16 protein-coding genes are annotated in these 17,173 nt (G+C 32.6%); 14 read left to right on the forward strand and 2 right to left on the reverse strand.

The window, feature by feature from the left end:
• Nucleotides 1-188 precede the first annotated feature (188 nt).
• From B0M43_RS11650 to B0M43_RS11685, 8 genes are all read left to right on the forward strand, one after another.
• Nucleotides 189-425, forward strand: coding sequence for a DUF3820 family protein (locus B0M43_RS11650; protein ID WP_078008225.1), 237 nt, complete (start codon nucleotides 189-191; stop codon nucleotides 423-425).
• A 430-nt stretch (nucleotides 426-855) separates the two neighbouring features.
• Nucleotides 856-1,152, forward strand: coding sequence for a hypothetical protein (locus B0M43_RS11655; RefSeq protein ID WP_078008224.1), 297 nt, complete (start codon nucleotides 856-858; stop codon nucleotides 1,150-1,152).
• Nucleotides 1,153-1,282: 130 nt separating this feature from the next.
• Entirely contained in the window at nucleotides 1,283-1,693 is a 411-nt protein-coding gene (locus B0M43_RS11660) for a DUF4190 domain-containing protein (protein WP_078008223.1), read from the forward strand.
• A gap of 150 nt (nucleotides 1,694-1,843) precedes the next feature.
• Complete coding sequence (locus tag B0M43_RS24820) at nucleotides 1,844-2,098, forward strand: DUF2752 domain-containing protein (protein WP_168199934.1); 255 nt, start codon at nucleotides 1,844-1,846, stop codon at nucleotides 2,096-2,098.
• 188 nt (nucleotides 2,099-2,286) lie between these two features.
• The gene (locus tag B0M43_RS11670; protein ID WP_078008221.1) at nucleotides 2,287-3,900 is read left to right on the forward strand and encodes a CTP synthase; all 1,614 of its coding nucleotides are present in this window, start codon (nucleotides 2,287-2,289) and stop codon (nucleotides 3,898-3,900) included.
• 80 nt (nucleotides 3,901-3,980) lie between these two features.
• Nucleotides 3,981-5,882 (forward strand): membrane protein insertase YidC, encoded by a 1,902-nt coding sequence (gene yidC / locus B0M43_RS11675; protein ID WP_078008220.1) that lies wholly within the window; start codon nucleotides 3,981-3,983, stop codon nucleotides 5,880-5,882.
• A gap of 99 nt (nucleotides 5,883-5,981) precedes the next feature.
• Nucleotides 5,982-6,698, forward strand: a complete 717-nt coding sequence (locus B0M43_RS11680) for a toxin-antitoxin system YwqK family antitoxin (RefSeq protein ID WP_065447768.1) — start codon at nucleotides 5,982-5,984, stop codon at nucleotides 6,696-6,698.
• Nucleotides 6,699-6,825: 127 nt separating this feature from the next.
• Nucleotides 6,826-7,383, forward strand: coding sequence for a DUF4956 domain-containing protein (locus tag B0M43_RS11685; RefSeq protein ID WP_078008219.1), 558 nt, complete (start codon nucleotides 6,826-6,828; stop codon nucleotides 7,381-7,383).
• On the opposite strand, the gene B0M43_RS11690 is transcribed toward B0M43_RS11685, so the two are convergent.
• Entirely contained in the window at nucleotides 7,384-9,279 is a 1,896-nt protein-coding gene (locus B0M43_RS11690) for a PEP/pyruvate-binding domain-containing protein (RefSeq protein ID WP_246860224.1), read from the reverse strand.
• A 125-nt stretch (nucleotides 9,280-9,404) separates the two neighbouring features.
• On the opposite strand from B0M43_RS11690, the gene mnmA reads away from it, so the two are divergent.
• From mnmA to B0M43_RS11715, 5 genes are read left to right on the forward strand one after another with little or no spacing between them, the layout of a single operon-like run.
• Nucleotides 9,405-10,592, forward strand: coding sequence for a tRNA 2-thiouridine(34) synthase MnmA (gene mnmA / locus B0M43_RS11695; RefSeq protein WP_078008218.1), 1,188 nt, complete (start codon nucleotides 9,405-9,407; stop codon nucleotides 10,590-10,592).
• A 45-nt stretch (nucleotides 10,593-10,637) separates the two neighbouring features.
• Nucleotides 10,638-12,239 carry a S8 family serine peptidase gene (locus B0M43_RS11700; RefSeq protein ID WP_078008217.1) on the forward strand — a complete coding sequence of 534 codons (1,602 nt, stop codon included), beginning with the start codon at nucleotides 10,638-10,640 and terminating at the stop codon, nucleotides 12,237-12,239.
• A 12-nt stretch (nucleotides 12,240-12,251) separates the two neighbouring features.
• Nucleotides 12,252-13,196, forward strand: coding sequence for a nitronate monooxygenase family protein (locus B0M43_RS11705; protein WP_078008216.1), 945 nt, complete (start codon nucleotides 12,252-12,254; stop codon nucleotides 13,194-13,196).
• Between the two features lie 17 nt (nucleotides 13,197-13,213).
• Nucleotides 13,214-13,624 carry a hypothetical protein gene (locus B0M43_RS11710; RefSeq protein ID WP_065447773.1) on the forward strand — a complete coding sequence of 137 codons (411 nt, stop codon included), beginning with the start codon at nucleotides 13,214-13,216 and terminating at the stop codon, nucleotides 13,622-13,624.
• A 32-nt stretch (nucleotides 13,625-13,656) separates the two neighbouring features.
• Nucleotides 13,657-15,825, forward strand: a complete 2,169-nt coding sequence (locus B0M43_RS11715) for a T9SS type B sorting domain-containing protein (protein ID WP_168199935.1) — start codon at nucleotides 13,657-13,659, stop codon at nucleotides 15,823-15,825.
• Between the two features lie 79 nt (nucleotides 15,826-15,904).
• Here B0M43_RS11715 and B0M43_RS11720 read toward each other — a convergent pair whose 3' ends face one another.
• On the reverse strand, nucleotides 15,905-16,342 hold the full coding sequence (locus B0M43_RS11720) for a DUF4268 domain-containing protein (protein WP_078008214.1): 438 nt from the start codon (nucleotides 16,340-16,342) through the stop codon (nucleotides 15,905-15,907).
• Nucleotides 16,343-16,433: 91 nt separating this feature from the next.
• On the opposite strand from B0M43_RS11720, the gene B0M43_RS11725 reads away from it, so the two are divergent.
• Entirely contained in the window at nucleotides 16,434-17,090 is a 657-nt protein-coding gene (locus B0M43_RS11725) for a CoA pyrophosphatase (RefSeq protein WP_078008213.1), read from the forward strand.
• The last annotated feature ends 83 nt before the right edge of the window (nucleotides 17,091-17,173 follow it).

Raw genomic sequence — 17,173 nt, forward strand, 5'->3', positions numbered from 1 at the left:
TTATATTTAAAACTAATTCGTGAATTCGTGGCGATTTTTTTATCATCGCTCGGGTCATGGAGAAAATCATTAAAATCCTTTAATCTGTGGCAAAAAAAATAAAAAATTAGAATAGCTTTGCACCACAACAAGAAGCAAGAAAAGAATAAATCTATATTCTATTTTCTTGCTTCTTTCTTCTTAAAAATATGGAACCAGACAAAAAACTTCTCATAAAATTAGCCCATACCAAAATGCCTTTCGGGAAATACGAAGGACGATTTTTAATCGATTTACCCGAATATTATGTGGTTTGGTATCATAATAAAGGCTTTCCTAACGGTGAGTTGGGGCAACAACTGGCGCTTGTTTATGAATTGAAACTTAATGGTCTTGAGGAACTGATTCGGAACATTAAAAAACAGTATCCCAAGCTTTTAAAATAAAATAGTAAGAAAAATCTTTTGCTATTTCGATTTTTTTATTTAAGTTTGGTATATAAAAATATTACAATTTTTAAAAACTAATTGATACTACAGAATTCAAGACTGAATTTGCGAATGTGTACAAGTCAATATTTTGAAATTATAATATTTGAATACATAAAAAATATTATAATTTTTAAAAACAAATTGACACCACAGAATTCACGACTGAATTTGTAAATGTGTACAAGTCGATGTTTTAAAATTATAATATTTTTTTTATGCCAAAAATTTCTTCATACCAAGTTTTATAGTCAGTTTTTATACCTAATGTTCCAATCTTTTTTAAACAGGAGATCCCTGTTGATTTTTTTGTTATTAACTTTCAATTATTCTCTATTGCTCCCATGAGTGTTTTTCTTTTTTTGTAAAAATTAACATGAAGAACTAAATGGAAAACAGTTTTAAAACCTCAAACTCAGGTGAAAATTTTAGTATTGCAGCTTTAGTTTTAGGAATAATTTCTATTATAGTAGCTTTCATTCCTTGTATAAATGTGGTGGCGCTAGTTACTTCACTTCTAACCATAATTTTTGCAGCAGTTGGTTTATTTAGGGCAACAAATGCAAATTGTCCAACTTTGCTAGCTAAAATAAGTTTGATTTTGGGAATCGTTGCACTGTTGTTCTCAATAATTCTCGTATTAGTTTATGGTCTTATTATTGGAGCCTTGTCATTTTGGGATTAGTAAAAAAGGGTATGATTATTAAAAATAATAAGAAATCCCTTTTTAATTTATTTGTTAATAACTTTGAAGTATTGTTCGTTGTTCACATAAGTGTTTTTCTATTTTTGTAACAATTAACATAAAACACTATATGGAAGATTATAAACAACCGTCAAATGCAGGTCAGGGCATGGGTATTGCAGCCTTAGTGCTGGGAATCGTAGGTCTTATTGCAGCATTTATTCCTTGCTTTGGTTTTATTGCCGTAATTTTTGGAGTACTTGCCATAGTTTTTGGAGCAATTGGTCTGTCTCAGGCAAAAAGAGAACAAGCTTCAACTACAATGCCACTAGCAGGTTTGATTTTAGGGTGTGCAGCAACAGTTTTTGTTGTTATATGGGTGCTAGTTGTAGTAGGTTCTATAGGATCTGCTGTAATGTCTCATAAAGATGAAATTACTAATGCCATAGATTCTGCCACTATCGAGTCTGTAAAAATACAAGATTCCCTAAATGATATAGAAATAACCACTGATACTATAAAGGTAGAAGAAACAAAATAATACATCTCTTTTGTGGAAATAAAATCTTCTTACGAAATTGATTCTTATAAAAAGATAAACGTGATTTTTATTGTAATCATCATGTTTATCTTTTTTTATTGCTTTATAATGCCATTTTTAAACTTTGGTTTCCGCTCGACTTGCGAAGGAATGCCTTTAGCCTATTGTAAAAGCCGTGGTTTAACAAGGGCTTTTGCTCAAATTTTAAGATTAAACTTTAGTGAGGCAATTGTTTATAATCCGTACAGTATAAAGATTTTTTTGTTTTTTCTAATTCAATTAATTATGCGCTTATTTATCAATAAGATAGTACGCCTTTCTAATTTTAAAAGAATAATAATTTGTGATATTTTGTTGAGTGCTGTACTATTTGTTTTTTCATTTTATAATCTTGTCGTAATCTGAAAACTTAAAATTAACAGGGTAATATTCAAAAAAACATCCAATTAAAAGTTAAAATTATCGATTACGAAATCATCTAATAGTTCTAATTAAAATTTTGCAAATTATCTCATTCTCTAATTGTCAAAATATCTAATTAAATTTGTACTTTTGCCAAGTTTTTTACACAACTACATACAAACAACAACAGAATGAATCAAACAAAATATATTTTTGTTACAGGCGGTGTGACTTCTTCATTAGGAAAAGGGATTATCGCGGCATCTTTAGCAAAATTGTTACAAGGAAGAGGATATCGTACAACTATTCAAAAATTCGATCCATATATTAATGTGGATCCGGGTACTTTGAATCCATACGAACATGGAGAATGTTATGTAACAGATGATGGTGCAGAAACAGATTTAGATTTAGGTCACTACGAGCGTTTCCTGAATGTTCCTACTTCTCAGGCAAATAACGTTACTACAGGAAGAGTATATCTTTCGGTTATTGAAAAAGAAAGAAGAGGAGAATTTTTAGGAAAAACGGTTCAGGTTGTGCCTCATATTACAAACGAAATCAAAGACAGAATGCAATTGTTGGGTAAATCCGGCGATTATGATATTGTAATTACTGAAATTGGCGGAACTGTAGGTGATATTGAATCATTACCTTATATAGAGTCTGTTCGTCAGTTGGTTTGGGAATTAGGAGAAAATAACGGAATTGTTATTCATTTAACTTTAGTTCCTTATTTGGCTGCTGCAGGTGAGTTGAAAACAAAACCTACACAGCACTCTGTAAAAACATTGATGGAAAGCGGAATCAAAGCTGATATCCTAGTTTGTAGAACTGAGCATGAGCTTTCTGATGAATTGCGTAATAAATTAGCGTTGTTTTGCAACGTAAAAAGAGAAGCCGTAATTCAGTCTATTGACGCTTCAACAATATATGAAGTTCCAAATTTAATGCTTGAAGAAGGATTAGATGTTGTGGCTTTAAAGAAATTAGATTTACCTAAAAAAGCGGCTCCGGATTTGAAAAACTGGAATACTTTTTTACGCAGATTAAAAAATCCAAAACATACCGTAAATATTGGTTTGATTGGGAAATATGTAGAAATGCAGGATTGTTACAAATCTATTTTAGAGGCGTTTATTCATGCAGGAGCTTCAAACGAAACCAAAGTAAACGTAATTTCTATTCATTCAGAACACATTAATAGTGATAATGTTGAAGAGAAACTAGGACCTCTTGACGGAGTTTTAGTAGCACCTGGTTTTGGAGAAAGAGGTATTGAAGGAAAAATCGAAGCAGTTCGTTTTGCACGTGAAAATAATATTCCGTTTTTCGGAATTTGTTTGGGAATGCAAATGTCAGTTATCGAATATTCAAGAAATATTTTAGGTTATGCTGATGCCAATTCTACTGAGATGAATGAAAAAACCAAACATCCGGTGGTGAATTTAATGGAAGAGCAAAAAACAGTTACTGATAAAGGCGGAACAATGCGTCTTGGCGCCTGGAAATGTGATATTAAACCAAATACTTTAGCACATAAAATATACGGACAAAAGACTATTTCAGAACGTCACCGTCACCGTTATGAATATAATAATAAATATAAGGATGAATTGCAAAAAGCAGGATTAATTGCTTCAGGAGTGAATCCGGACACAGGTTTGGTAGAAATTGTAGAACTTGAAAATCATCCGTTTTTCATTGGCGTACAATACCATCCTGAATACAAAAGTACTGTTGCAAACCCACATCCAATTTTTGTAAATTTTGTGGCTGCTGCGGTAAATGCGCATAAAAAATAATAATTAATATTCTAAAGAGTGTAACTTTGAGGTCAACTCATTACTAATACGCTGTAACGAATAACCTTTTTTAAATTATAATGGAAGAAAAAAAATTTGATCTTAATTCAATCATTGGTTTTGTATTGATATTTGGAATTTTGGTTTGGATTATGTACCAAAACCAACCTTCTGATAAGGAAATTGCTGCTGAAAAAGCCAAGAAAGAATTAGTTGCCAAACAAGAAGCACAAGCTAAAGCCGATAAAACTAAAACTGCTGTTGTACCGGTTGTTGCTGCGACTCCCGGAGATACAGTTCAGCTGGCACAATTGCAAAAAACGTTAGGTGGTTTTGCTTATTCAGCTACACTTCCTTCTGCAAAAGAAGGTTTTACAACTATCGAAAACGATAAGATAAAACTAAAAATTGCGAACAAAGGTGGTTACATCGTTGAAGCAACTTTGAAAGAATTCAAAAGGTTTGAGAAAAATTCAGGACAATTAGTAGAATTAATCAAAGACAATAATTCTAATTTAAATATCCAGTTACAAACAACTGATAACAGAACTTTAAACTCTAAAGATTTATATTTTGAGCCAACACTGACTAAAAGCGGTACAGATCAAATATTGACTATGCGTTTGAAAGCGGGTGCTAACGAATTTTTAGAATATAAATATGTATTAAAATCAAATGAATATTTAGTTGGTTTTGATATTCGTTCTCAAGGATTGAATAAAGTTTTAAATTCTTCTAAACCATTAGATTTACAATGGGATTTAAAAACATATAGAAACGAAAAAAGTATTTCTTATGAAAACCGTTATGCTGAAATTTATTATGAGCACGGAGATCATAAAATCAATTATGCAGGTTTAGGAAAGCATGAAGAAGATTCTGTTGATAAAGTTAGTTTTATAGCTTATAAACAACACTTTTTTACTTCTATTCTTTTAACTGAAAAAGCATTTGAAAAAGCTAAATTAGAGTCTACTAATTTGGTGAATGATGAAAAAATAGATACCATTTTTACGAAACAATTTAAAACGAACGTTCCTTTAGCATTTACTAACGGAGAAGTGGATTATAAAATGAGTTGGTATTTTGGACCAGCTGATTATAAAGTTTTAAAATCATACGATAAAAATTTCGAAAAAATTATTCCATTAGGTTGGGGGATTTTCGGTTGGATCAACAAATGGATCTTTATTCCTTTGTTCGGATTTTTAGCTTCATTTATTCCTTACGGAATTGCGATTATCATCTTTACGATTATCATCAAAATTGCGATGTCGCCAATTACTTATAAGTCTTTCCTGTCTCAGGCTAAAATGAAAGTTTTACGTCCGGAGATTACAGAATTGGGAGAAAAATTCAAAAAAGACCCAATGAAGAAGCAACAGGAAACAATGAAGTTGTACAACAAAGCAGGGGTAAACCCAATGGCAGGATGTATTCCGGCATTGATTCAGCTTCCGTTTATGTATGCATCATTCCAGTTCTTCCCGTCGGCTTTTGAGTTAAGACAAAAAAGTTTCCTTTGGGCAGACGATTTATCATCATTTGATGCTGTTGTAAAACTACCATTCCACATTCCTTTATACGGAGATCATATCAGTTTGTTTCCAATTTTGGCAGCAATTGCGATTTTCTTCTATATGAAAATGACTTCTGGAGATCAGCAAATGGCAGCGCCTCAGCAAGAAGGTATGCCGGATATGGCTAAAATGATGAAAATCATGATTTATGTTTCACCATTGATGATGTTAATTTTCTTCAATAGTTACGGTGCTGGTTTGAGTTTGTATAACTTTATTTCGAACTTAATTACAATCGGAATTATGTTTGTCATTAAAAACTATATTGTTGATACAGATAAAATTCACGCTCAGATTCAGGAGAACAAATTAAAAGAGCCTAAAAAGCAAAGCAAGTTTCAGCAACGTCTTCAGGAAGTGATGGAGCAACAGGAAGCTGCAAAAAAACAGAATAAAAAATAATAAGTTATTTATAAAAAAAATCTCGATTCGTCGGGATTTTTTTATTTTTGAAACATACTTTATTAAAGTGAATTTCGTTAAAGTTTAAAATAAAATACAATGATTTATAAAAAAATAATAATTGCATTACTTTTCTTAAATGCTGTTTTAGTATCAGCGCAGGACTTTAATAAAACAGACGCGAACGGAAAAAAAGACGGTGTTTGGAAAGGAACGTACGAAGTCTCTAAACGTCCTCGTTATGAAGGAACTTTTAATCACGGAAAAGAAACAGGCATTTTTAAATTTTTTGATGATACTAAAAAAGGAGATGTTATTGCAACTCGTGATTTTACAGCAAATGACGGAAGTTCGTATACTATTTTTTATGACCAGAATAAAAATATAGTAAGTGAAGGAAAAGAAGTAGGAAAGGCTCGTGAAGGCGAATGGAAATATTATCACAAAGCTTCGAAAGTACTGATGACACTTGAAAAATATAAGAACGGCAAGTTAGAAGGTTTAAGAAGTGTCTATTATCCCAACTCAAAAATTGCAGAAGAAATAAATTACGTAAACGGATCTAAAGAAGGAATCTATAAAAAATACGGTCAAAACGGAACTCTTTTGGAGCAAAGTACCTATAAAAATAATGAATACAATGGTGATGCTGTTTTTTACGACGCAGATGGGGTTGTCGCTTCAAAAGGAAAATTCGTAAACGGAAAAAAAGCAAACATGTGGCAGTTTTACTTAAAAGGTAAATTAACCAAAGAAGTCAATATGAGCGATCCGAAAAGTAGTTATCAGGTAGATTCTAAACCTAAAACACAATAATAAAAGATCTTCCTATTTAAGGTTTTTTTAGCCACGAATTCCCGAATTTTTGTTTTAAAATAAATTCGTGAATTCGTGGCTTATTTTTTCTAATTGTTTAAATTTGAATCACTAATACTTTGATTCAATGGATTTAAGTGAACTTTCAGGAAGATTTCTTTTATTGTTTTTCTCAATTCTCATTTTGTATTTTTTCTCTAACAGAAAAGATAACGAAACTATAAATCCATTGATGGTTATTGTTGGTCTTTGTACTTTTTCGCTTTGTTATTTGTTTACGAAAATCGAAATAGGAGTGGGGATAGGATTTGGGTTATTTGCGATTTTCTCTATATTAAGATTTAGAACCCAATCTTTTACTGTAAACGCCATCATTTTTCTTTTTGCCACGATAACACTCTCGATTTTAGATATCATGTATCCGTACGAAAAGATTGAAGTGTTATTGTTTTTTCAGTTGATTATTATTGGATTTTATATTGCCGCTTCCATTTTGGTCAGTAAAAAAATCTCTAAATATCTGAATGTAGTCGATGTGAAAATTCCTTTAGAAGGAGATTTTTCATTAAACAATCAGAACATTCGAAAATCGATTCAGCAAAAAATAAACGTAGAAGATTTTGATTTTAAAATTACACTGATCAATACCGTTTCGAATGAAATTGATCTTTTAGTTTATTATTGATTATTCATTAAATGGCCTGACTTGCTTGATGTATAAATCCCTGTTTTCGCCCACAATTTTAAATTCGATATCAACCGGATGATATCTGTTTTTTCTCCAGTAGCGATACATCTTAGCTTCAATTTTTTGGCTTACAAGAAAAAGCCGGCTCATTTCTTTACGGCTCAATAAAGGCTCGTTGTTGTTTAAATTAGAATTCGAAGTATAATCAATATCAAAATCATCGTCATCAGTTCCCATATTAAAATGATAGGCAACAAATTGTTCGCAGACTTCTCCTTTTTCTGGTTTTACAACTGAGTTTTCTCCTTTTTGAATGTTGACCGTAATACCTGGAAAGTTTTTACGAAACATATTTTTGGTAATTATTACGCCATTTGCGAGTTCATCCGGAAAAGAACGATGCACTAAAACTCCCATGGCGATATTTCTTTGGTCGATACCAAAAAGTTCTCTTTCTCCATAAGATCCTTCATTCCATACACTCGCCCAGACTTGTTTAATCGCTTTTTCGAAGGTTTTCACGCTATCGCCTACAATCCCGGTTTTTGAGTCGTATAATCCTGCTCCATTAAAATCATCTAAATCTTCGGCATTGGTTGACGAACGGAATCGGAAGTTTTTGAAGGAAGCATTTTTAAAAGTCTCATCTAGCTTTGCAATTAATTGAGGGTTAATAGGTTCTTTTTTTATCGCATCCCTGATCTTTTTTAATTGTTGCTTTACCCAAACTGCAGAATCTTTATGTGTGTTTGCTAAAAGTTCATTAATCAAAGAGGAAATAGATTTACTTTGAACGTGCTTTATATAAAAATAAAAGGGAATTGCATGAGCGTTTTCCGGCGTTTTGAATTGAATATTTTTAGAAATTGCAATTAAATACGCTAAGTTTTGCGCTTTTAAACCAATATAATTAATTCCGTTTTTAGGTATTTTACTGAGATCTACTATCGAAGTTACAGTGGTGTCAATAATGAGTTTTTTCTTTTTTGTATTGGCTTTTTGGATTATTTTTTTATTGGTTTCTTTAACGTAAAAAGTATCGATTTCAATTTTTAGTTCCACTTTTTTACCCAGTAAACTTTTAAGGTTATTATCTTTAAGAGCATTTGTATAAGCCATGATCGGAATTTTTCGGTTTTTACCCAAAAGCACCAGGTGGCTTAACGGTGTCTGAAGTTCATTAACAATTATTCCTCTTACATTAGGTAAAATATCTGGCGTTCCGTCTACAATTATAATTTCGTCAGAATTTGGTTTTGTAGTTTCAAGATCCTTGAGTTTATATTGTTTCAGTATTCCGACATTGCTTCCGGAAACCACTTCCTGATACTTTATTTCATTAAAAATAAAATCTGATTTTACACAAGGGATTTTAAATTTATTCTGTTGAAACCATTCCATTTTTTCTGGATTATTCAAATAGAATTTCAAATTAGAACCTATAAAAGTCGATTGTACAATTAAATGGTAAAAGCGCTCAATCAGGGCAATTGGCATATGATCTGAAGCTGCTAATTCGAAAATCCATTTATCGGTTCCTTTGATATGATTTAGATTTCCTAACAAATAATTCCTGTTTTTATCGGTGTCACTATAATTTTCATTATTAAAAATTTCAAGATCCTGACCGTCATTTAAGTAGTTGGTAACAAAATCATAATGCAGCGGAATTAGGGTACTATCGAAATAATACATTTTTTGTTTTTTTAAATCGTAAACAATTTTTACCGATTCGATATTCGAAAATTTGTCTGATAACGGTTTACCTCTAAATGCCTTGTAGGCTTCGTAATTAGACAAAGTGGCGCTGTATCTTTGTGCATTTAAAGAAGTTATGATAAGCAGAAAAATAAAACTACAAATGTATTTGTGCATGACATTTTTATTGATCATTAAAAGTAATTAAAAAAAGCAATCAATTTTATCTACCACGCCATTATATAAACTAATGAAAACTACCCCAATTATCAAAAATAGGACTTATCTTTGCACCCTTGTAAAAATATAAACGATTTAGAATGAAACGTGTAGTTGTTGGACTTTCCGGTGGAGTAGATTCGAGTGTCGCTGCTTATTTATTGCAGCAACAAGGATACGAAGTTATTGGCCTTTTTATGAAAAACTGGCACGATGATTCGGTTACTATTTCTAATGAATGTCCTTGGTTAGAAGATAGTAATGATGCTTTATTAGTAGCTGAAAAACTCGGAATACCGTTTCAAACTGTCGATTTAAGCGAAGAATACAAAGAAAAAATCGTTGACTATATGTTCAACGAATACGAAAAAGGAAGAACTCCAAATCCTGATGTACTTTGTAACCGCGAAATTAAATTTGATGTATTCATGAAAATTGCTTTAAGTCTTGGTGCTGATTACGTAGCAACAGGTCATTATTGTCAAAAAAATGAAATCGAAGTAGATGGAAAACCCGTTTATCAATTGATTGCCGGTGCTGATAACAACAAAGATCAATCGTATTTTTTATGTCAGTTGTCACAAGATCAGCTGGCAAAATCTTTATTCCCAATTGGTGCTTTAACAAAACCTGAAGTACGCGAAATCGCTGCCGAAATGGATTTGGTAACAGCCGAAAAGAAAGATTCGCAAGGATTATGTTTTATTGGGAAAGTTCGTTTACCGGAATTCCTGCAACAAAAATTGCAGCCGAAAGAAGGTAAAATTGTTCAGATCGATAAAAACGATCCAATTTACGCTATCGAAAAACCTGCTGAATTATCATTGCAGGAAGAACTGAAATTAGAAGCTAAAAAACGTGATTATCTGCCAACAATGGGTAAAGTAGTGGGCAAACATCAAGGTGCGCATTATTTTACAGTGGGACAACGTAAAGGTTTGAATGTAGGCGGAACAACAGATCCGTTGTTTATCATCGCTACAGACGTTGAAACCAATACCATTTATACAGGTTTAACAAGTCAGCATCCTGGATTGTTTAAAAAAGCGTTGTTTATAGAAAAATCTGAAGTGCACTGGATTCGTACTGATTTGGCTTTGCAAGTTGGTGAAACTATGGAAGTAATGGCGAGAATTCGTTACCGCCAGCCTTTGCAAAAAGCAACCTTACACCAATTTGAAGACGGAATGTATGTTGAGTTTGAAGAGCCACAATCAGCAATTACTGAAGGTCAGTTTGCGGCTTGGTATTTCGATAATGAATTAGTTGGTTCGGGAGTAATTTCATAGCTTTATACTTTTTTACAAAGGTTTTGCCTTTTAAAAAAGTAGACTATGAAGTATTATTTTACGTTTCTTTTATTGATGGTTTCTTCTGTGATCTTTTCGCAAGAAGATGCTTGGGTTTATTTTAAGGATAAACCAAATGCACAAACGTATTTAGATAATCCGTTAACCATGCTTACACAGCGCGCATTAGATAGAAGAACCGCTCAGAATATTGCTTTAAATCTTACCGACATTCCTTTAGAAGTAACCTATATCAATCAGGTCAAATTAAGTTTAGGAATAACTGTAATGGCACAATCGAAATGGTTGAATGCGCTTCATATTCGCGGAACTCAAAATAATATCTTATCATTAAAAGCATTATCATTTGTAGATAAAGTCGTTTTTGCAAATAAAAACCTGAATACAACTTCTAAAAAAGTTTCAGAAAATCAGGTTTTTCAATCTAAAGAAAAACTCAAAGCAACAATCGAATATAGTTATGGATCTTCAGCAAATCAGATTCAAATGCTTAACGGTCAGGTTTTGCATCAACAAAATTATACTGGTTCAGGAAAAATAATAGCCGTTCTGGATGCTGGTTTTCCGGGAGTAAATACTGCCCAGCCTTTTAAAAAGCTTATTGATAATCATCAAATTTTGGGCGGTTATGATTTTGTGAATAGAAACAATGATTTCTATACTGGCGATGACCATGGGACAATGGTACTTTCAACAATGGGAGGTTATAAAGAAAATGCATTAGTAGGTACTGCTCCTGATGCATCTTATTATTTATTTATTACCGAATACGATCCTACAGAAAATCCTGTAGAAGAATCGTATTGGGTCGAAGCGGCAGAAGAAGCAGATCGTTTGGGAGTTGATATTATTACGACTTCTTTGGGGTATTTTGGTTTTGATAATGCCAATTATAGTCATACGTATAGCGATATGAATGGTACGACAAATTTTATTTCGCGTGGTGCCGAAATTGCTTTTAGTAAAGGAATTGTCGTAGTGGCTTCGGCAGGAAATGAAGGAAATACAGCAGAACCTCACATTGGTGCACCGGCAGATGCTGTTTCTGTGATTACGGTTGGTGCTGTTACGGCTTCAAAAACAAAGTCGTCCTTTAGTTCTATTGGACCAAGTTATGATTTAAGAATTAAACCTGATGTTATGGCGCAGGGAACTGCTGCTGTGATCTCTGATACTGCAGGAAATATCACAACGGTAAACGGCACTTCATTTTCTTGCCCAATTATGGCAGGAATGATTGCTTGTTTGTGGCAGGCTTTTCCGTCCAAAACCAATAAGGAAATCAGGCAAATGGTCCTGCAGTCCTCAGACCGATATGCTGCTCCAAATAATAATTACGGTTACGGAATTCCCAATTTTGGGTTGACTTTGGGCGTAGAAAATTTTCAATCTTCGTTATCTTCTTTTTCTGTATTTCCTAATCCGGCAAAAACTACAGTTTCATTTTTGTTTGAAAACAATACAGGTTCGGTTTCAATTTATTCGGTTTTAGGGCAGAAAGTAATTGAAAAAGAAATGACCAGTCAAAATTCAATTCTTTCTGTAGAATCATTAAAAAGCGGACTCTATTTTTATACTTTTGATGCGGATGGTTTGCATAAAACAGGAAAAATTATCAAACAATAATTATATTTTTGAATGAATAAAATTACACAACTTTTTAATATAAAATATCCCATTATTCAGGGCGGAATGATCTGGAATAGTGGTTATAAATTAGCTTCGGCAGTAAGTAATGCGGGAGGTCTGGGTTTAATTGGTGCCGGATCAATGTATCCGGAAGTTTTAAGGGAACATATTCAGAAATGCAAAAAAGCAACTGATAAACCCTTTGGCGTTAATATTCCGATGTTGTATCCTAATATCGAAGAAATCATGAATATCGTGATTGAAGAAGGCGTGAAAATTGTATTTACTTCGGCAGGAAATCCTAAAACCTGGACCGCTTTTTTAAAAGAAAAAGGAATTACAGTTGTACATGTAGTAAGTAGTAGTGTTTTTGCATTAAAAGCACAAGAAGCCGGAGTCGATGCCATTGTTGCAGAAGGTTTTGAAGCAGGCGGACACAACGGACGTGATGAAACGACAACACTGACTTTGATTCCAATGGTCAAAGAAAAAATTAATATCCCCGTTATTGCTGCAGGCGGAATTGCAACAGGACGCGGAATGCTTGCTACAATGATTTTGGGTGCGGATGGTGTTCAGATGGGGAGTCGTTTTGCGGCATCGATGGAATCGTCTTCGCACAATAATTTCAAAGAAACGATAGTTAAAGTTAAGGAAGGTGATACACAATTGACATTGAAAGAATTAGCTCCCGTGCGTTTGATTAAGAATAAGTTTTATAATGATGTTCAGGAATTGTATGAAAAATGTCTATCTAAAGAAGATTTAGTGCAGCTTTTAGGAAGAGCACGAGCCAAAAAAGGAATGTTTGAAGGCGATCTTGAAGAAGGTGAACTCGAAATTGGACAAATTGCAGGATTAATTCATGAAATATTACCTGTAGAAAAAATTATTCAACAAATGATCACCGAATTCGAAATTGCTCGTCAGGAAAAGGCTAAATTTGAGTTTTAATTATCTGCATTACATATATGAATTCTATCCGCACCTATATATTACTACTATTTTTAGGACTTTGTTTGCAACAGGCTTACAGTCAGTCTTATCAATTTAAAACTTCAGGATTTAGTGTTTTAGAAAAGAATGAGAGAGGAAAATGGGGCGAATGGTCCAATCTTGATTTGGTCAATCTATCAGTTGTTCTGGATACCAATAAGCATAGAGTTGTAGTGTATTCTCAGGAAATACAGCTTTTTAAGATACTTGATTATATCGAACGTGAAGAAAATGATACTGATATCGTTTACTCTTTTATGTGTAAAGATAATGATGGGCGAGACTGTAAACTATCTATTATTACCCGCAAAAAACAAGATTATAGAAAGCAATTATATATTAACTACGACGATCATATTATTGTCTATAATATTTTTAGTGTTTAGCCAATTAGTATAATGGACTTTTGTAAATGCCTATGAGAATAAAAATCTACTCTACATTTTTATTGTTTTTTATTGTTTTATCTGTTTCATCTCAACAGTGGAAGCAAAACTTCAAAGTCGTGGAGCCAATTAGGGCAATAGATAATGGTTTTGGACTTTCAGTAGTAACTTATGATGGTTATGCTGCATATGGTGCTAATCAAGTTGATATTGGTGGTGTGGAAAATGCTGGTAAAGTATATGTAGCAAAACAAGACTGCGATGGATGGACAATATATCAAGAGCTTTCACGTCCTGATGCTAGAAATTATTGTGGCTTTGGATCCAGATTATGTATGAAAGATAAAATTCTTGCAATTGCAGGTTGTGATCCTGCTGTTTCTGATGGGAATGCAATATATATGTACGAAAGAGATAGCAATGATCAATATATTTTTACCCAAAAAATACCAAGAATTGGAAATTCTTTAAATGACAATTTTGGATCTGAAATTGCTATTTCAGGAAATTTTATGGTAGTTGGGTCGTATTATAATAGTACCGATAGTAATTTAAATAATTATTTAGAATATTCTGGAGCGGCTTACATTTTTTTTAAAGGTCCTGATGGTGTTTGGAGATTAGTGCAAAAAATTACAGCAAGTGATCGAAAAACAGGAGATAATTTTGGTAATTCTGTTGCTATTTATCAAAACACAATTGTTATTGGAGCCAATAGAGAAGGCTTTAATTGGGCTGGAGCGGCTTACGTATTTGAAAGAAATACAAATTCTAATACATGGCGGGAAATTAAGAAAATAACAGCATACGATTTTAGAGGTTTGCAGGACAGGTTTGGAGAGATTGTAAGAATTAATGAAAATGGAATCATGATCGCAGCACCAGGTGACGATGATTATGATTCAATTTTAAGTGGGGACGGGGGTGGACCTTTGACAATGCTGGGTTCTGTTTACATTTTTAGGAAAAATATAAACGGAGAATGGACAGGTCATCAGAAAATAAGAGCCTCTGATGGTTCTGCTAAGATTTTTAATTTTGGTAACATAATGGAAATTTATGACGATCAGATAGCGGTGAGAGCAACTGAATATGAGTATGATATCAACGGAAATTTATCAAAATCTTTTGGACGTGTGTATATGTTTAAAAAAGGCGTCAACGATATTTGGGGTGAGTATCAAGCGGTGCAATCGAATATCAAACGTAATAGCGATTGGTTTGCTTGCTCAATTTCTTTATATAAAGATGATTTATTTATAGGGGCTTTTTGGGATGCTTTAGACTCAAATGGAGAAAATTATGTGGGGTATGCTGGAGCGGCCTATATTTTTAATCCTTATGATTATCTAAATACTCAAAAACCAATATTAAATACGATTCCGGTTTTATTATCTTGTGCTGATTTAGGTAATGGTTTTTCTTCCGGTTTTGATATGTCAGGCATTGAAAAAGATTTAGTTCAAGATCCTGGTAATTTTGTTTTTTCGTATAAAGATCAGTTAGGTAATCTTCTTCCGTCGCCTTTACCAGCAAATTATGCAAATAGATATCCTTTTGATGAAATAATCAGTGTTAAGGTTGGAAATAAAAATAATCCGGCTTGCTACGAAGTAACTAACATTGAATTAAAAACTAATTCTCGATTTAGTTTAAATACAATTCCAGATTTTTATGAATGCGATTTTGATGGTACGGGGTATGCTACATTCAATTTGTCAAAAATTAATTCTCTTTTAGTCGCAGATCCATCACTTTATAGTTTTGTATATTTTGATAAAAACGGAAATGATATTAGCGATAAAATAACTGAAATATATAAAAACTCAATTAAAAATCATGAAGAAGTAAAAGTTAGTGTTACAGATCTTAATACATTATGTACGGTTGACTCGATGTTTTATTTGAATGTTACTAATAATAGTTCAGATTGTGAATTAAAAGAAGATTATATTATACCAAAGTTTTTCACGCCAAATGGTGATGGATATAATGATACTTGGGAAATTATTGGATTAGAAAATGAAAACTATACTATTAATATTTTTGACAGATATGGTAAGCTTTTGAAAATTTTAGGAAAAAATACCGGTTGGGACGGCAATCTTAACGGACAACCTTTACCATCATCTGATTATTGGTTTCAATTAATATTAGAGAATAAAATAACCAAAAAAGGACATTTTTCATTAAAGAGATAAAAAAACAAACCCGACAGATTTCAAACCTATCGGGTAAATATAAAACTTAGCGACGTAGCATCTCAGAATCTTAGAAACTTTAAGAATCAATATCCTTAATAAACTCATCATACTCCAGGTAAAACATCTCCAGCGCATTCATTTTTTCGAAAAAGAAATCAAAAATAGTATCCCAATTATTGCGATTGCTGAAACCTACGCCTTGTATTTCGGTCCATATTCGGCTGATGGTTTTGCCGCTTTCCAGAGTATAATTTTTTTCGAAAACGAGATCTTTAATAAATTCCTCTTCCAGAATATTTTTTAAAGCCTCTAATTTTTCAAAATAAGCATTTCGTTTTTCGTCGCTTCTTTGTTCGATATCAATTAAAACCTGTGCTTTTTTATTGTCTACAAAAAACTTAAAAGAGAAATCTTTAATCTTAGTATCATAAAGCACCCATTTGCGCGGATATTTTTCGGCGAAAGCCACCCAAAATTCTCTTTTTATTCTTTGTGATTCTTCTCTGCTGTACATTTTTATGGCTTTGATTTTAGAAAGCTTGTAGAAACGCCTTTTCTAAACTATATTTATATTTTATTTGAAAATACAAAAATAAACTTTGAATATGGATTTTCAAGATTTTTTGCAATATGTTCCTAATTTAATTCCGATCGAACTACCGGCAGTTGCCTCACATATAAAAATGGCTCCGAAAGAGCGCATAGAAGCCTTGAAAAATTTGGATTTAAAAATTGAAAATCCAAGAATTGCTGCTGTAATGATGTTGTTTTATCCAAAAAGTGATGAAACCCATTTAGTGTTAATTGTTCGAAATGCTTATAATGGAGTTCATTCTTCGCAAATTGCTTTCCCGGGTGGGAAATACGAAACAACCGATGCAGATTATGAGGAAACAGCGCTTAGAGAAACTCATGAAGAAGTAGGTGTTCCTCCTGAAAAAATTGAAATAGTAAAGCATTTTACCCCAATGTATATTCCGCCGAGTAATTTTTTGGTGCATCCGTTTTTAGGAATTGCCAAAGAAGAACTTATGTTTTTTCCTGATAGTAGAGAAGTGGCAGCTATTATAGAATTGCCGTTATCCGTTTTTTTAAACGATGAAATTATTGTCGAAGCCACATTGTCAACTTCTTATGCTAGTAATATTTTAGTTCCGGCATTTGATATCCAAAATCATATTGTTTGGGGAGCAACTGCTATGATTTTAAGTGAATTGAGAGATGTTCTGAAAATTGCTTTTGAAGAAAAATTGGAAAAATAGAAAATTAACAATTTGATATTCATTATAATAACAATTTATTTCCGAAATTGCGTTATAGTATTGCTAAAAGAATAATTTTTGTA

Source organism: Flavobacterium sp. KBS0721 (assembly GCF_002007065.3).
GTDB classification, from domain to species: Bacteria; Bacteroidota; Bacteroidia; order Flavobacteriales; family Flavobacteriaceae; genus Flavobacterium; species Flavobacterium piscis.

Bases quoted from the DNA above. Each gene is read 5' to 3' on its own strand.
- B0M43_RS11690 (WP_246860224.1), bottom strand. From the start codon at position 9,279: ATGATCAATAAAAATGTCATGCACAAATACATTTGTAGTTTTATTTTT.
- B0M43_RS11670 (WP_078008221.1), top strand. From the start codon at position 2,287: ATGAATCAAACAAAATATATTTTTGTTACAGGCGGTGTGACTTCTTCA.
- yidC (WP_078008220.1), top strand. From the start codon at position 3,981: ATGGAAGAAAAAAAATTTGATCTTAATTCAATCATTGGTTTTGTATTG.
- B0M43_RS11715 (WP_168199935.1), top strand. From the start codon at position 13,657: ATGAGAATAAAAATCTACTCTACATTTTTATTGTTTTTTATTGTTTTA.
- mnmA (WP_078008218.1), top strand. From the start codon at position 9,405: ATGAAACGTGTAGTTGTTGGACTTTCCGGTGGAGTAGATTCGAGTGTC.
- B0M43_RS11650 (WP_078008225.1), top strand. From the start codon at position 189: ATGGAACCAGACAAAAAACTTCTCATAAAATTAGCCCATACCAAAATG.
- B0M43_RS11725 (WP_078008213.1), top strand. From the start codon at position 16,434: ATGGATTTTCAAGATTTTTTGCAATATGTTCCTAATTTAATTCCGATC.
- B0M43_RS24820 (WP_168199934.1), top strand. From the start codon at position 1,844: ATGCCTTTAGCCTATTGTAAAAGCCGTGGTTTAACAAGGGCTTTTGCT.
- B0M43_RS11710 (WP_065447773.1), top strand. From the start codon at position 13,214: ATGAATTCTATCCGCACCTATATATTACTACTATTTTTAGGACTTTGT.
- B0M43_RS11660 (WP_078008223.1), top strand. From the start codon at position 1,283: ATGGAAGATTATAAACAACCGTCAAATGCAGGTCAGGGCATGGGTATT.
- B0M43_RS11680 (WP_065447768.1), top strand. From the start codon at position 5,982: ATGATTTATAAAAAAATAATAATTGCATTACTTTTCTTAAATGCTGTT.
- B0M43_RS11720 (WP_078008214.1), bottom strand. From the start codon at position 16,342: ATGTACAGCAGAGAAGAATCACAAAGAATAAAAAGAGAATTTTGGGTG.
- B0M43_RS11705 (WP_078008216.1), top strand. From the start codon at position 12,252: ATGAATAAAATTACACAACTTTTTAATATAAAATATCCCATTATTCAG.
- B0M43_RS11685 (WP_078008219.1), top strand. From the start codon at position 6,826: ATGGATTTAAGTGAACTTTCAGGAAGATTTCTTTTATTGTTTTTCTCA.
- B0M43_RS11655 (WP_078008224.1), top strand. From the start codon at position 856: ATGGAAAACAGTTTTAAAACCTCAAACTCAGGTGAAAATTTTAGTATT.
- B0M43_RS11700 (WP_078008217.1), top strand. From the start codon at position 10,638: ATGAAGTATTATTTTACGTTTCTTTTATTGATGGTTTCTTCTGTGATC.